Source organism: Streptomyces sp. SL06 (assembly GCF_058244745.1).
The window spans coordinates 66,790-81,836 of the sequence record NZ_JBSYOT010000002.1 but is presented as its reverse complement, the minus strand read 5'-3'; the positions used below and the strand labels follow the sequence as shown (position 1 = coordinate 81,836).

At 71.6% G+C, this 15,047-nt stretch carries 14 protein-coding genes; 7 read left to right on the top strand and 7 right to left on the bottom strand.

Translation table 11 applies throughout. The features are described from left to right. The first annotated feature begins 24 nt into the window (after nt 1–24). The gene (locus AC4IHM_RS00740) at nt 25–2,286 is read left to right on the top strand and encodes an integrase (protein WP_490865126.1); all 2,262 of its coding nucleotides are present in this window, start codon (nt 25–27) and stop codon (nt 2,284–2,286) included. Further along, nucleotides 2,283–2,699 (top strand): hypothetical protein, encoded by a 417-nt coding sequence (locus AC4IHM_RS00735; RefSeq protein ID WP_490865125.1) that lies wholly within the window; start codon nt 2,283–2,285, stop codon nt 2,697–2,699. Before AC4IHM_RS00740 ends, AC4IHM_RS00735 begins: the two co-directional genes overlap by 4 nt. Nucleotides 2,700–2,744: 45 nt before the next feature. Here the strand turns inward: AC4IHM_RS00735 and AC4IHM_RS00730 are convergent, their stop codons facing one another. Further along, a complete protein-coding gene (locus AC4IHM_RS00730) occupies nt 2,745–3,029 on the bottom strand; it encodes a DUF6087 family protein (RefSeq protein WP_490865124.1) in 285 nt (94 codons plus the stop codon). A 12-nt stretch (nt 3,030–3,041) separates the two neighbouring features. After that, nucleotides 3,042–4,412, bottom strand: a complete 1,371-nt coding sequence (locus tag AC4IHM_RS00725; RefSeq protein ID WP_490865123.1) for an NsdA family TPR-like regulatory protein — start codon at nt 4,410–4,412, stop codon at nt 3,042–3,044. A 157-nt stretch (nt 4,413–4,569) separates the two neighbouring features. On the opposite strand from AC4IHM_RS00725, the gene AC4IHM_RS00720 reads away from it, so the two are divergent. The 5 genes from AC4IHM_RS00720 to AC4IHM_RS00700 all read left to right on the top strand — a co-directional run bounded on the left by AC4IHM_RS00720 (nt 4,570) and on the right by AC4IHM_RS00700 (nt 7,966). Next, on the top strand, nt 4,570–4,842 hold the full coding sequence (locus tag AC4IHM_RS00720) for a putative ATP-grasp-modified RiPP (RefSeq protein ID WP_490865122.1): 273 nt from the start codon (nt 4,570–4,572) through the stop codon (nt 4,840–4,842). A gap of 3 nt (nt 4,843–4,845) precedes the next feature. Beyond that, on the top strand, nt 4,846–5,826 hold the full coding sequence (gene tgmB / locus AC4IHM_RS00715; RefSeq protein WP_490865121.1) for an ATP-grasp ribosomal peptide maturase: 981 nt from the start codon (nt 4,846–4,848) through the stop codon (nt 5,824–5,826). Then, a complete protein-coding gene (gene tgmC / locus AC4IHM_RS00710; RefSeq protein WP_490865120.1) occupies nt 5,823–7,022 on the top strand; it encodes an ATP-grasp peptide maturase system methyltransferase in 1,200 nt (399 codons plus the stop codon). The genes tgmB and tgmC overlap by 4 nt, the downstream gene beginning before the upstream one ends. A gap of 491 nt (nt 7,023–7,513) precedes the next feature. Beyond that, entirely contained in the window at nt 7,514–7,717 is a 204-nt protein-coding gene (locus AC4IHM_RS00705) for a hypothetical protein (RefSeq protein ID WP_490865119.1), read from the top strand. 9 nt (nt 7,718–7,726) lie between these two features. Further along, nucleotides 7,727–7,966, top strand: coding sequence for a helix-turn-helix domain-containing protein (locus tag AC4IHM_RS00700; RefSeq protein WP_490870727.1), 240 nt, complete (start codon nt 7,727–7,729; stop codon nt 7,964–7,966). Nucleotides 7,967–8,046: 80 nt separating this feature from the next. Here AC4IHM_RS00700 and AC4IHM_RS00695 read toward each other — a convergent pair whose 3' ends face one another. From AC4IHM_RS00695 to AC4IHM_RS00675, 5 genes are all read right to left on the bottom strand, one after another. Continuing rightward, nucleotides 8,047–8,868, bottom strand: a complete 822-nt coding sequence (locus tag AC4IHM_RS00695) for a siderophore-interacting protein (protein WP_490865118.1) — start codon at nt 8,866–8,868, stop codon at nt 8,047–8,049. Nucleotides 8,869–8,883: 15 nt separating this feature from the next. Continuing rightward, nucleotides 8,884–11,172: a glycoside hydrolase family 3 N-terminal domain-containing protein gene (locus tag AC4IHM_RS00690; protein WP_490865117.1), complete on the bottom strand. Its 2,289-nt coding sequence runs from the start codon at nt 11,170–11,172 to the stop codon at nt 8,884–8,886. Next, a complete protein-coding gene (locus AC4IHM_RS00685; RefSeq protein WP_490865116.1) occupies nt 11,169–13,103 on the bottom strand; it encodes a cellulase family glycosylhydrolase in 1,935 nt (644 codons plus the stop codon). Before AC4IHM_RS00685 ends, AC4IHM_RS00690 begins: the two co-directional genes overlap by 4 nt. Before the next feature lie 67 nt (nt 13,104–13,170). Beyond that, entirely contained in the window at nt 13,171–14,223 is a 1,053-nt protein-coding gene (locus AC4IHM_RS00680; protein ID WP_490865115.1) for a LacI family DNA-binding transcriptional regulator, read from the bottom strand. Then, a complete protein-coding gene (locus AC4IHM_RS00675) occupies nt 14,220–15,047 on the bottom strand; it encodes a carbohydrate ABC transporter permease (RefSeq protein ID WP_490865114.1) in 828 nt (275 codons plus the stop codon). Before AC4IHM_RS00675 ends, AC4IHM_RS00680 begins: the two co-directional genes overlap by 4 nt.

Genomic DNA, 15,047 nt, shown 5'->3' with positions numbered 1-15,047 from the left:
ACGCCCGGATCACTGAGACCGACCGTGAAATCGTCGACGACCTGCTCAGCGGAGACGAACCTCGAAGCAAACCCGTACGTCCTGCCCCGTCCCACCGCCACGACGCCAGTCGTCCCGGAGTACCTGCTCAACACGCACTTCGCGAACAGTGGCGACAGCCGCTACGGCGATGAGGTCTGGTGGGTTGCCCCGCTGACGAGCGGCCCCAGTCAGGAGCGCATCAGGATCGCGTGGGCTTCGTGTCCCGACGGCCTGCGGGAGGAGCTGCGGCTGATCGTCTGGACGTTCCTCAACGGCGAGCTGAAGCACACCTTCGTGCGACAACGCGGCACCAGAATGCGAACCCGCGTTTCCCGTGCGACCGCAAGGCAGACGATCTCGACCTGGTTCAGGCTCTCCCACTGGCTGAGCGAGCGAAACGTCCACACGCTGGCCGCCTGCGATCGAGCGGTGCTGCACGAGTACGCGATCATGCTGCGCGAGGCGGGCAACGACCGGGTCTACGTGCATCACCAGCTCACCGCGTTGACCCGGTTGTGGGCATTCGACCAGCTCAGTGCCCAGTCGGTCGGGATCGCCCGCCCTCCGTGGGACGAGGACGGCTTCGACGACTACTTGCCAGCAGCCGGCGGGGGCGGCGGGGAGAACAAGCGAGAGGCCCTGGCCGAGGAGACCATGGGCCCGCTGCTGATCTGGGCGATCCGCGTGGTCGAAGACCTCGCCGACGACATCCTCGCCGCCTACGACGAGTTCCGCCGGCTGACCGAGGTTGCGCCGACTCAGCCAGGTACCCCAGCGGGTCGTACGGCGCTGAAGCACTTCCTCGGGCCCATGGCAGCCGCCAGAGGCCCGATTCCCGCCACCCGCAAGTGCGGGAAGACGGCGTTCGCCCGCACCTACATCGCCGGAGTGACCGGTGCCTCGCTCAACCAGGTCCAGAGTTTCTACAAAGATCATGGTCTGGCCCCGATGGTCGCTGCCCACCCCGGTCCTTGCCCGCTGAGCACACATATCACCGGCCGGATCTCCGGCCATCCGTGGCGCAAGGCCATCGACTACAACGAGGCCATCGCCCTGCGCAAACATCTCGTCGCAGCGGCGTTCATCGTCTGCGCGTACTTGACCGGCACCCGCCCCCAGGAGGTGCTCGGCATGCGGTCGGGCTGCTGCCCGGAGCCCAGCCAGGATGGGAACCCGGTCCGCCATCTGATCCGCATCCACCCGGAAGACGTTGCCGATGACCCGGGAGAAGACGGCAACGATGGTGACGAGACTGAGGACGCCACCGAGCCACACCTTCTGATTCGCAGCCACCACTTCAAGACCGCCACCGACCCCGACAGTGGAAACTACCGCCCAGCCGAACGTTCGGTTCCCTGGGTCGCTATCAGCCCAGTGGTCAACGCCATCCGTGTCCTGGAACGCATCGTCCCAGAGGGCGAATTGCTATTCGACTCGGCTATTCACAATCCCTCGTACGCGCACCTTCGCACCGGGGCACTGGGGCAGTTGGCCGTCCGTGAGCGGATCGATGAGTTCGTGGCATGGGCGAACGGCGAGGCCACGGCCCAGGGGCTGCCCGGCGAGGTGATCCCGCCCGACCCCTACGGCAGTTTCGGGCTCGCGCGCTTCCGCCGAACGCTCGCCTGGCACATCGCCCGCCGCCCCGGCGGCCTGGTAGCCCTGGCGATCCAGTACGGGCATCTGCGAACCGCCTGGGACCGGGAGGAGTCCGGTCGCTACGGCAGCCGCAGCCGCCGGGGCATCCATGATCTGGTCGACGTTGAGACGGCCCTGGCCACCGCCGACGCCGCAGCAGATCTGCACGAGCGCTTCCAGGACGGCGAGGGGATCTCCGGTCCGGCCGCCCGCCGGGCTCTGCTGGAAGCATCGACCGGTCCGCTGTTTCGCGGCGCGTTGGTCAAGGCCGACTTCGCCCGCAAGCACGCTCTCGCCCGCCGTCACCTGGCCCGTGACGGCGGCGTCCTCTACGACAACCCGCACGCGCTGCTGCTCTGCCTCTACAAGCGCGACCGAGCCTTGTGCGAGCAGGACGGACAGCAGGACGCCCCGAGCCTCGACCGGTGTGTCGCCGGCTGCGGCAACACCGTCCGCACCGACCAGCACGCCGCCCTGCTGCGCGAGCGCGCGTCCCACCTGGAGCGCAAGGCCGCACGACTGCCCGGCCCCATCGGGGACCGGCTTCGCCGCAATGCGGGAAAGCTCCGCAACTGGGCCGACGAGCACGACCGCACCCGATTCACCCGTCAGGAGACCACCGCGTGAGCCCCGCACTCGACGAACGCGACCGCATCCGCGCGGCCATGGCCCGCATCCTCGACGGCACCCCGGAACGCTCCAACGGAGCCTTGACTATCGTCGCCTTGGCCGTCGAAGCCGACGTCCCCAGAAACGCCTTGACCCAGCGCCACCTCGACCTCAAGAACGACTTCTACGAACGCGTCAAGGCACGCGGCGGCACCCCGGACGTTGAAGCACGGCTCCGCAAAAGAATCGTCGAGCTCAAGAAGACCATCGCGAACAAGAACGACGAGATCACCCAACTCAGGGCGGACCTCCAGGGGTTCCTCGCCGAGAACACCAGACTCACACTGGAGAACCAGGAGCTGCGCGACGTTCTCAGCGGCAACAAAGCCATCGTGACCCCGCTACGTCCCACCCCAAACCCTGACCGCTGACGCTTCGCGGCCCGCAGCGTTGGCGCCGGCCCCAAGCCGTGCCGGTTACTGCCGGGGTTCCGACTCGGCCTGGGCCACCCATGCCACCGCCGCCGCGAGATCGGATGCCGTCCCGGCGGGGGCGTAGGTGAAGCCGTCCCACTCCTCCAGTACGCGCGGCTCATCCGGCCGAAGGTGGCCAGCGCCACCATGTACCGGCCGGTGCCGCCGGTAGATGTCCATCGGAGGCCGGCGCCGCTTGTTGTACGCGGCCAGCGGGTCGTCGGTGCCGACGCTCGGGACGGCGCGCGACGGTTGGTTCGGTGGCCCGGGTCGGGAGTGCTTGCCCATGGCTCGATGGTCTCAGGCCGCGACGGCGGTCGGCCGGGCCGCGGTGAGATCCGCCGCGCGGGCACGTACCTCGTCCACCGCGGCGGTCTTGTACGGGCGGGCGGCACCCAACAGCGTGTTGAGGCGTGAGACGACCAGGGCCGAGTCGACGCGGGCTGCCTCGTCCAGTGCCTCCTGGGCCGACGCGGCGCCCTGCTCGGCCTCCCCTTCGGCGAACAGCGCGGCGGCCAGGCCGACGCGGTCCATGACCTTCACCCGCTCGAAGCCGGGCCTGCGCAGCGCGAGAGCGTCGGTGAAGTGGACGCTCGCGGGACTGCGGGGGCGGCCGATCCCGGCGAGATCGCGGGCGGATACCGCGCGGGCGCCGGCGTGCTCGGCGGCGTCGAAGTACGCCACCCATTCCGGCACGTCCTGACCGAGTCCCTCGGCCACCAGTTCGTCAGCGCTACCGAGGTACCGCTCGGCTTCGCGCTCGTCGCCGAGGGCTGCGTGTACCCGCCCGGTCTGAGAGGCGACCAGGGCCTTGACCGCGGGCATGGTCGCCTTCTTCGCGGCGATGCCGAGCAGACCGAGGGCATCGACCGGGTGCCCAAGGTAGATCATCTGGTGGGACATGCGGGTGACGATCTCGACGCCGCGATCCGGCTGCCCGGCCTCACCGGCCGCGTAGATGCCGTAGGACCAGTACCGCTGGGCGGTGGCGTACCGGCCGCAGTCGTGGCTCACCCACCCGGCCAAAGCAGCCAGGTCGGCGGTCGCCGCGAACACGCGGGACTTCAGGGAGGCGGGGACGCCGACCTGGATCCGGCGGGCGACTTCGGCGAGCTGGGCGACGATCGCCGAGCGGTACAGCCCTCCGCCCTTGGACGCGTCGGCCTTCGTGAAGAACGCGGTCACCTCCTCCAGCGCGGCGGTGGTGTCGGCGTCGAACCCCTTGGCATCGCGGCCCAGACGGCGGGCGGTGCCGCCCAGCATCCGCTCGGCGGCCAGGAGGAGCGGAGCGCCAAGGGCGAGCTTGAGGGTGTCGCGGCGGTCGAGGAAGAGATCCATCTGGGTCCATCCGGCCAGGGTCTGGGCGGCTGCCTCGGTCAGCAGCGGGAGCTGGATGCTATCCAGGGTGGGCCCGGCAGCCGTCAGCCCGAGATCACCCGGTGTGAGCGGCTGGCCGACCGCATCGGAGAGGACGGCCGCCAGGAGGGCGGGGACCGGTGGGCGGGGGCGTTCGCCATCGATCCACCGGCGGATGCGGGTGGCGTCCGGGGCGATCTGCCGGTGACCTTGGCGAACCGCTTCAGCGGCCACCCGGCGGGCGATCTCGCCGTGCGACAAACCGCTCGCGGCCACCCACAGCGCGAGGTGCGGGTTGCTGGATCTGCTGGGCACCTTCGCCTCACCCTTCCCGACGGGACATCACGGAGCGTGGCAACTTCGCCACGGTTCGCGGCACCTACGGTACTGGTCAGGGCTGGTGCGGGAGGTCGATTCTGCATCTGCGGTAGCCGCTCGGCTATCCGCATGAGACAAGGGGAAGGGAACTCACATGGCGACGCTTGCACCCCCAGCTCAGGTTCCGTGGGCGATGCGGCTGGTCACCGACCGGCTGCCGGTCGGCCCGCCGTCGTACACCGCTGTGACGCTCGACCCGTCGACGCAGACCGCCGTCTACACCGACGCTGCCGACCAGCCGATCGAGATGGGCGGGCACGGCACGAGCAAGACCACGGGCACCGCGTCGATGTCCGGGGGTGGCGACGGCCAGAAGCCGCAGCCGCAGACCCAGGACGACCACACCACCGACTACGAGTCGGACTGATCCATGGCCTCCACCGTCCTGGTCGTCACCGCGCTGGAAGACGTCACCGCGGACTGGGTCATCGCCGCGCTGAACGAGCGCGAGGTGCCCGTCGCACGGGTCGACCCGGCCGACATCGGCCCCGGCCTGACCTTCGGCGCCCGTATCGGCGCCGGGGCACCGGCCTGGTCCGGGCGGCTGGTCACCGGCAGCCGGGAGGTGGAGCTGGGGGAGGTGGCGGCGGTGTACTACCGCCGCCCCACCCCCTATGCCGCCCGGTTCGAGCACCTGCCTGCCCAGCAGCGCGACTTCGCCGCCGCCGAGGCCCGGCACGGGCTCGGCGGAGTCCTCAACCACCTGCACGGCGCCTTCTACGTGAACCACCCTGGCGCGGTCACGGCCGCGGACTTCAAGCCCGCCCAGCTCCAGCTCGCCGCCCAGCTCGGCCTCACCGTCCCGCCGACGCTGGTCACCAACGACGTTGAGCAGGCGCGGAAGTTCGCCGCCGACCACGGGCCCGTGATCTACAAGACGTTCCGCGGCCTGCCCCGGGACGAGGACGGGCACACCGGCGTGATCTGGGCCCAGCGCGTCAACCCCGACAGCTTCGACGACTCCCTCGCGGTGACCGCGCACCTGTTCCAGGCGGAGATCCCCAAGACCGGCGACGTGCGCGTCACTGTGGTCGGGAAGAAGGTGTTCGCCCAGCAGATCGCCGCGCCGGACGGCGCGCTGGACTGGCGCCGCGGCGACTGGGACGCCCTGCTCCACGCACCCATCGGTGTCCCGGCCGCCATCGAAGCAGCTCTGCACAGCTACCTCACGGCGTTCGGCTTGGTCTTCGGCTGCTTCGACTTCGCCCTCACCGGCGACGGCGATGCGGCGGAGCACTGGGTGTTCATCGAGTGCAACCCGAACGGCCAGTGGGGCTGGCTGCCCGACGCCGACGACATCACGACGGCGTTCGTCGACATCCTGAGCACGGAAGGAGGCGGGGCGCGATGACGATGCCCGCCGATCTGGAGACCGACGCCGCGCGGCTGCGCGAGGCGATGGCGAAGGCCCTCGCCGAGGACGGCGTGCTCGCCGATCCCGGCTGGCGGGCGGCGGTCGAGCGGGTGCTCCGGCACCGGTTCGTGCCGGGCTTCTACCTGCCCGCCGACGAGCGCGACGGGCAGGGCCTGACGGTGTGGGAGCCGGTCACCGCCGAGACCGACTATGGCCGCTGGCTGGCCGCCGCGTACTCCGACACCACGCTGATCACCCAGTTCGACGGCGACGAACCGGACTGGAAGCAGCCCGCCGTACGGCACGGCGGGGCCCCCACCTCGTCGTCCACGCTGCCGTCGCTGGTCGTACGGATGTGGGCGGACGCGGACGTGCAGGAAGGGCACACGGTGATGGAGATCGGCACCGGCACCGGCTACTCCACCGCGCTCGCCTGCGAACGTCTCGGCTCCGCCAACGTCACCTCGATCGAGGTCGATCCGCACCGGCTGGAGCAGGCGGCCAGCGCGCTGTACGGGTGCGGGTACACGCCGACGCTGGCGGTGGCGGACGGGCTGTACGGGTACTGGCCCGAGGCCAAGTTCGACCGGATCGTGGCCGCGTGTTCCTTCCGGGCCGTGCCGCCCGCGCTGCTGGCGCAGGCCCGGCCGGGCGGGAAGATCCTGCTCACCCTCTCGGGGTGGCTCTACGGGTACGCCCGCGTCCTGCTGACCGTGAAGGGCGACGGCACCGCCGACGGCCAACTGCTGGGCGGCACCGTCTCCTTCATGTCCGCGCGTATGCACGCGGCGCCGGCGTTCGGCAACCCCGCCCACTGGGCCGCGAGCCTGCCCGACACCGGACGGGCGGCCCGGCACACCCCGGAGCGGATCACGGCCGCAACCGAAGAGGCGTTCCACCTGCGTTTCCTCGCACAGTGCGCGGTGCCGGACACGCAGATGACGACGGTCGGCGAGGTGGTGCACCTGGTCGACGTGGTCACCGGTTCCGCCGCCACCCTCACCCCGCGCGAGAGCCGATGGGAGGTCCACGAGGGCGGCCCGGTGAAGCTGTGGGAGCAGATCGAGCGTGTCCTGAGCGCGTACGACGAGGCGGGCCGACCGGGGCCGGAGACGTTCACCCTGCACGTCTACGAGGACGGACAACACCTGCGGCATCCGCAAATGCCCGTCCTGCCCCTGCCACAACCCTGACCTCGAAACTCCCTCTGCAATACCGGATTTTGTAACTGAGACATTGACAGCTGAACTGAATCGGCTCCGAGCAATATGCCGCGGCGGGGAAACCCCACAATCCGTAGTGCACGGCTCGTGATCCGTCGATTCCTACGTACAACAACCCTCATGCCGTTACAGACGAGGCGAGGTCGCCCCCGCCGCGAGTTGCGGCCAGCGTCCGACCGCGAGGGGACCAGTGCCAGCCGTACCGAGTGCTCAACATGCTGACTTGCCAGGGAAGTGCATGGAGCTGCTGCTGCCAGGGATGCGTCCAGCAGTCCAGCAGGACATCCCTGGGCTACCTCTTCCTTGCCGTACCGCCGCCCGACGCACCGTCGAACGACTGGGTCGAGGGGCACCGGACCGCGCAGCCCCCGCTCTGCCTGAAGCATGCGGACCTCGCGACCAAACGGTGCGGCCACATCTTGAGAAAGGGTGTCGTCGCTCTTCGCGCTCGGGTGCCCCGCTTGTACGGCGTGATCGGCACGTACTACCTGAGCAGGGGCCTCCTCCAGCCGCCCGAGCCCATCGATACGGGAGAGGACGACGTCCACGAGGTGTCGTATCGGGACCGGCAGTGCACCCCCTGGATCTTGGCGTCCCAGCTCGTCCGCGAGCTGCGAGGCGTCACCGTCGTCGACCTCGCCGAGGAGATGGAAGCAGGTGTCTGACACTTTCGACTGGCCGAACCCGGTAAGAGACTCCGCCCCGAACAGCAGGCCCACGTCACCGAGGAGTTACGGAAGCGGTGGGACGGCGGCTCCTCGATCCGCGCGCTCGAAAAGGAAACGGGACGGTCGTACGGCTACATCCACCGCCGCTTGTCCGTTTCCGGCGTGACGCTCCGACCGCGCGGCGGCAACGCAAGTTCCTCCGGCCGGCCGTGTGCCGGAGGAACGGAGGCCCGCGCTGACGAGTGATGTTCTTCGCAACTTCGTCGGCCGCACCCGCGAGGACATCGTCCGGGCCAGGGAGGACTGGCCGAACGCGGCGGAGCGGGTCAGGCCACCGCGGGTGTCTTCTCGTGCCTCCAGAAGCCCGAGAACGTGATCCGCTCCTTGGGCAGCCCCAGCCCGTGCAGGTGCCTGCGGCCCTCGGTGGCCAGGGCCGACTCACCGACGACGAAGGCGTATCCCGCCGCGTCGGCGCGGGTGAGCCGACGAAGCTCGCGCAGCGCGGCGACGCCCGGGACGGCCGTGCTGTCCTGGCGCACGACCCAGGAGAGGGTCACCCCGGCCGGGGCCTTCAGCACCCGCCTGTCGTCCGCGGTGGGGACCTCCTGGATGAGCCGCCCCACGGTCCCCTCGGGCAGGGAACGCAGGATGCCCGCGGTGGCGGGCAGCCCGGTCTCGTCGGCCACGACGGTGACCTCGGAGGCGTCCTGCGGGCAGTCGAAGAGGATGCCCTGGTCGAGCAGTGCGAGCGCGTCCCCGGGCGTGGCGCGGCAGGCCCAGATCGCGGCCCTGCCCTCGATCTCGCCCGTGGGACCGCGGTGCACGACGAAGTCGATGTCCAACTCGGCCGTCTGCCTGCGGAAGTCGGCCACGGAGTAGTTGGCGCAGTGCGGCCGTTCCTCCTCGGGAATGGCGAGGTACGGCTTCCACCACTGGGTGCCTGTGAACTCCGGGAGACGCAGGCTGTGTTGATGGGGGAGTGGGAGGAACAGCCGGAACCAGTGGTCGTACCCCAGCCACGGAAAGCCGTTGAGTCCCGGTCCGGTGACCGTGACGCGCTGCATGGACGGGGAGACACGCTCGCTCCGCACGACACGGGCGCGGAACATCTGTGGGTGCTGGGGCGTGAGCCGACGAACCTTCGCCATGCAGGTAAGGCTACCCTAAGCCTCACTGGATTCCGAGTCGGTGATCTCCAGACGTGCGCCCCGGGTGCGGTCCGACGCCGGGCCCGTCTCCAGTTCGACCACTCCCGGCTCCACGGTGAGACGCAGGTCGCGCCCCACCGAGGCCAGCGTGTCCGCGCCCACCTCGAAGACCGCGTCCGCCTCGTCGCCGGGCTCGACACACAGGCGCACGAACCCGCGCAGCTCGCGCACCCGCGGCCAGGACGTGCCGCCGGACAGCCGGCGCACATAGAGCTGGACCGTCTCGTGGGCCGGCCGCGCCCCGGTGTTGCGGACGGTGACCCGGCAGGTCAGCCGGGGCGCGCCCGCGTCGACCCGGGTGTGCGACAGGCGCGGGGCCCCGTAGGCGACGCTCGTGTACGACAGGCCGTGCCCGAACGCGTGGCGGGGCAGCGCGCTCTGGTCGACGTAGCCGCGATAGCGGTGGTCCTTCCCGTTGTAGAAGACGGGCAGCTGGGCGGCCGAGCGGGGCACGGAGACCGGCAGACGCCCGCGGGGCTCGGCGTCGCCGAACAGCACCTCGGCCACGGCACGTCCGCCCCGCGGCCCCGGATACCAGGCGCTCAGCACGGCCGAGGCGTCAGCGTCCAGACCGGGCAGGGCGTGGGGACGGCCCTGAACCAGCACCACCACAACCGGAGTTCCGGTCGCCGACACCGCCGCCAGCAGAGCCCGCTGCGCCTTCGGCAGCGCCAGGTCCGCCAGGTCGACGCCCTCTCCGCAGGTCATGCCGGACGGCGCTCCTGACCCGGTGACGGCCGCCCCGTTCGCGTCGAACACCGTGTCCGAGGAGCGGGCACTGGAGCCGCCCAGCACCAGCACGGCCACGTCGCAGCGGGCGGCCAGCGCGACGGCCGCCGGGACCTCGGACACGTCGTCCCCCACCAGCGCGCACCCCGGGGCGTACTCCACCTCGGTGCCGGGCCCGGCCGCCGCGCGCACGCCCTGAAGGACGGTGACGCCGTCGCCGGGCCGCTGCGGCGCCGTGTAGTCGCCGATCTGCTGGGCCACCGAGTCGGCGTTCGGGCCGAGGACCGCGATCCGCCGCAGCCCGCGGGACAGGGGCAGGACGCCGCCCTCGTGGGCGAGCAGCGTCACCGACGCGCGGGCCACGCGCTCGCCCAGCTCGGCGGTGTCCGGCCGGCCGGGAGCAGCCGCCCCGGCCGACGGCAGGGGCCGTTCGAACAGGCCGAGGCGGAACTTCAGCGTGAGCACCCGCGCCACCGCGGCGTCCAGCGCCCCCTCGGTCACCAGGCCGCGCTCCACCGCCTCGCCCAGCCGGGTGAAGCAGTCGTCCCACAGACTCAGATCGCAGCCCGCACCGAGGGCCAGTGCCCCCGCGGCGACCGGATCGCCGGTCAGCCGCACCAGACGGTCCACCGCCGTGCCGTCCGCCATCACGATGCCCTCGAACCCCCACTCCTCGCGCAGCAGTTCGGTCAGCAGATACCGGTTCGCCACACACGGCAGGCCGTCGAACTCGTTGTAGGCGGCCATCACCCCGGCCGCGCCCGCCGCCACCCCCGCGCGGGCCGCCGCGAGATGGACCTCGTGCAGCTCACGCACCCCCAGCTCGGTCGCCGCGCTGTTGCGGCCCCCGACCGTGCCGCCCTGGCCGGCGAAGTGCTTGAGCACCACGGCCACCCCGGCCCGCCGCGCCCCCTCGACCAGGGCCTCGGTCATCCGCGCGGCGAGGTACGGGTCCTCCGCGAAGCACTCCTCGGCGCGCCCCCAGCGCGGATCACGCACCAGGTCCAGCGCGGACACCAGGGCGACATGCCCGCCCCGGGCCCGCAGTTCGGCGCCCGCGCCGGCCGCCGCCTCGGCGTACAGCTCCGGATCCCACGTGGCGCCCACCGCCAGATTGACCGGGAGCACCGTGCCGTCCAGCGCCTGATGGCCGTGCGGCATCTCCTCCACCAGCAGCACGGGGATGCCGAGCCGGGTGTTGTCCATGACGTACCGCTGGACGGCCGCGGCCGTGCGCGCCCCGTCCCGCGCGCCCAGGCCGTCCCCGAATCCGACGCCCGACCAGGCGTCGGCCCGTTGCAGTCCGTACAGCGCGCCCATGCCGTCGAAGGCGGCGACCTCCCGCCGGAACGCCCGCGTCGGGCGATGCCCGTCCGCGGTGCGCTCGTAGGCGTCCCAGCCGTACATGCGCTGGTTGAGCTGGCCGACCTTCTCCGGGAGGGTCATGCGGCCCAGCAGATCACGGACGCGTTCCGGCACCGGCGCCGCCGGATCGCGGTAGCGGGGGAGGGTCATCGCAGCTCCAGCACGGCGACGCCGTACGCGTCGAGCGGCACGTCCGTCACCGGCCCGCCGCCGGCCAGGTCGTGCAGTTGCCCCTCGGCGAGGGGACGGACCACGAGCGGCTCGGGGCTCTGGCTGACCAGCCACACGAAGCGGCGGCCGTCGGCGTGGACGACGACATCCGCCGACACATGCGGATCGGCGACCGTGACCGGCCGCCGTACGCCCGCCACCCGGGCCAGCGCCGCGTACAGGCGGTGCGTGACGTCCGGATTGACGCGCGCCGTCCGGGCCGCCATGTGCTCCAGCGGATAGGTCGCCAGCACCGTGCGCCCCGCCCCGCTCTCGTGCACCACCAGGGCCGGCCGGCCGTGGGCGTCGACCGCCACGACACGGCCCGCGCGGGCAACGACGGGCAGGTAGGCCCGGCTGTCCTCGTTCCCGGCGACCGGAACGCGCAGCACCTCACCGGCGCGCAGATCGCCGAAGTCCTCGGTGAACGTCATCTCCAGCACGTCGTCCTCGATCGGCTCGGCCACGCCGTACGACAACTGCAGCTCGACCCCGAACAGTCCGTCGAGGTCGTCGAACCAGGGGCCGCGGGTGGCCGGGTGCTCGCCGGAGCAGAACGACAGGTACACGGTGGCGCCCTCGGCGGCCCGGCGGGCCAGCTCCCTGCGGGTGCGGGTGGTCAGCTGCCGGGTGGCGGGCAACAGGTACAGCGCCGCCTCGCCCGGCAGCCCGTCGGCCTCGCGGGTGAGCGCCACCGGCAGGTCGGCGGCGCGCGCGGTGACGTAACCCTGGTGCAGGGAGGTGAAGATGAGCGGCCGGTCGGCGGGCCGGCTGTAGGGGTAGCCGCGTTCGAGGAACGCGGGCACCACCAGGGCCGCGTCGGCGTCCGCACGGGAGCAGCGCGGGAAGTCCACCGCCTTCAGCACCTCGGCGAAGGCGGCCAGTTCACGCAGCGGCTCCTTGGGCGCGCCGGTGGAGTCGGTGATGCCGAAGTGCATCTCGAAGGGGTGGTGGTCGTAGGGGGACCGGTCCCACAGGTCGTCGTAGTCGGTGTTGTTCCAGGCGATCCAGCCGGTGGCCCCGCCCAGCAGCGAGTTGTGCAGGGTCTGGCGGTAGAAGACGCCCGCGTTGGCCGCCGAGACGGTGTCGGTGGACAGCCCGAACTCCTCCAGGACCACCGGCTGCCCGGTCACCGCGGCCAGTTCGCACTCGAAGGCCGCGCGGTAGTGCTGCCGCGGCCGGTCCGTGTCGGAGCGGTACACGTGCGGGCCCACGAAGTCGACGTACTCGGCCGTCTCCCGCAGCGAGAACCCGTTGTCGCGGCCCGTCACCTCGATGCCCCACGCCCCGTCGCCGAGCGACACCGGCTGCGTCGCGCCCGTCGCGCGCACCGCGTTGCACATGGCCTGGGCCCACGCGGTCACCACGTCGCAGGACGGCGGGTCCACCTGGTAGATCCGCCCGTACCCGGGCATCTCGTTGGTGATCAGCCAGCCCGTGACGGCCGGGTGGTCCTTGAAACGGCGCGCCATGCGGGAGACGAACCACGCCTGGCGGCCGACCATCCACACGTCCTCGTACAGGTCGCGGCCGCCGCGCCAGGCCGGGTCCCAGTTCTCGCCGGACATGTGGCCGACGATGAACGTGGGCACGGTCCCCATGCCGTTCTCCACATGTGCGTCGAGGAAGTCCTCGAAGCGCGCGCACAGTTCCTCGTCGATACGGTCGGGCTCCGGGTGGAAGTCGGGCCAGTAGAAGAACGACCGGGTCATGTTGAGGCCGTGGTCGCCGAGCACGCGCAGTTCGGCGCGGACGGTCTTGGGATCGTAGTCCCGCCACATCAGCGGACCGCCGGTGCGGGACCAGAAGTTGGCGCCGAGCCAGGGCAGGACGTCGGGCTGGTGGGTGAGCTGGGCGCTGTGGCGTCGCATGGTCCTTCTCGGGTGGTGTGGGGGTTGCGGGTGGTACGCGGCCGCGGCGCACCGCGGCCGTGCGGGGTCAGCCGGGGGCGGTCGGTACGGGCCCGGTGGACTCGCGGACGACCAGGCGCGGCCGTCCGGTGAGGGCGCTCTCCTCGACCTCCTCGCCGCACAGGGCCAGCAGCATGCGCGCCGCGGCCGCGCCGACCCGCTGCACCTGCTGGTCGACCGTGGTCAGCCGGGGATGCAGCCAACTGCCCAGCGGCAGGTTGTCGTAGCCGACGACGGACAGGTCCCGGGGCACGGACAGCGCGGCGCGCTGCGCGGTGCCGATACCGCAGACCGCCATCGAGTCGTTGGCGTACACGATCGCGGTGGGCCGGTCGGCGGCGCCGAGGAGCGCCTCGGTGGCGCCGACGGCACGCCGCTCGCTGAAGTCGGTGGGCAGGACCGCGAACGGGCGCAGCCCGGCCGCGCGCAGGGCCTCCTCGAAGGCCGCCCGGCGCACCCGGGTGTGCTGGAGTTCGGGCGGTCCGCTGACGTAGGCGACGCGCCGGTGGCCGAGGCTCAGCAGATGCGCGACGGCCTCGGCGATCCCCGCTCCCTGGTCGCGCAGCCCGATGCGCGGCACGACGGCCGTGTCGTCGGGCGAGCCGAGCAGTACGGCCGGCAGCCCGAGGCGTGCCAGCAGGGCGGGCCTCGCGTCGTCGTCGCGGGCGTCGGTGAGCACGGCGCCGTCCACCCGCCCCTCGGCCGCGAGCCGTTCGTACAGCGCGTTCTCCTCGCGGTGCGCGCTGACCAGGTGCAGCAGCAGACCGTAGCCGCGGGGCGCCAGTTCGCCCTCTATGCCCGTGATCAGTTCGCTGAAGTGCGGGTCGGAGCCCAGCACGTCCGTGGGGCGCCGCACCACGAGGGCCAGGCTGCGGGTACGGGCGTTGCGCAGGGCCGCCGCCGGGGCGCTGGGGGACCAGCCCAGTTCCAGCGCGGCGTCCAGGATCCGGCGGCGGGTCTCCTCGGAGAGCCGGCCCTTGTTGTTGAAGGCCTGCGAGACGGCGGCCGTCGACACGCCGGCCGCCGCCGCGACCGCCTTGATCGTGGGCCGCCGGCCCGCGCGCCCGGTGGGGACGCTCACATCTTCACCGCCCCGCTGACCAGGGCCTGCTGCATGCGCTTCTGGAGCACCGTGTAGACGATCCACACCGGTACCAGGGTCAGGACCGTGCCCGCCGTCAGCACGCCGTAGTCCGTGCCGGTGATCGACTTGAGTGTGGGCAGCGCCACCTGGACCGTGCGCTGCGCCGGGTCCGGGCCGATGATGACCAGCGAGTACAGGTACTCGTTCCAGAAGGTCAGGAAGTTCAGCAGCAGCACGGTGGCGATGCCCGGCAGGCACATGGGCGTGTAGACGTGCCGCAGCACCGCGAAGGTGGACGCCCCGTCCAGCCGGGCGGCCTCCTCCATCTCCGGCGGGATGGTCCGCATGAACTGCACCAGGATCACGACCGACAGCGGCAGCGCCGTCGCCGGCAGGAACAGCACCATGAACGTCCGGGTGTGGAACAGCCCGGTGGCCGCCGCCAGCAGGAAGGTGGGGAACAGCGCGGCGAACGTCGGGATCAGGAAGCCCAGGGAGAAGACCTTCTCGACGATCCCCGCCAGGCGTCCGGTCGAGCGCGCCAGGGCGAACGCCGCCGGAATGGCCAGCAGCAGGGTGAGCGTCAGCGAGAACACCGTCACCAGCGTGGAGTTGACCACCGCGAGCCCGAGGTCGGCGCTGTCGAAGGCGGTGCGGAAGTTGTGCAGGCCGAGCGAGGTCGGCGGGGCGAAGGGATGCGCGAAGATCTCGTCGTTGGTCTTGAACGCCGAGGCGAGGAAGTAGTAGAGCGGGACGACGAGCAGCACCGCGTACGTCCACACCAGGATGTGGGCCGGGAGCCAGCGCTTGCCGAGCTTCAT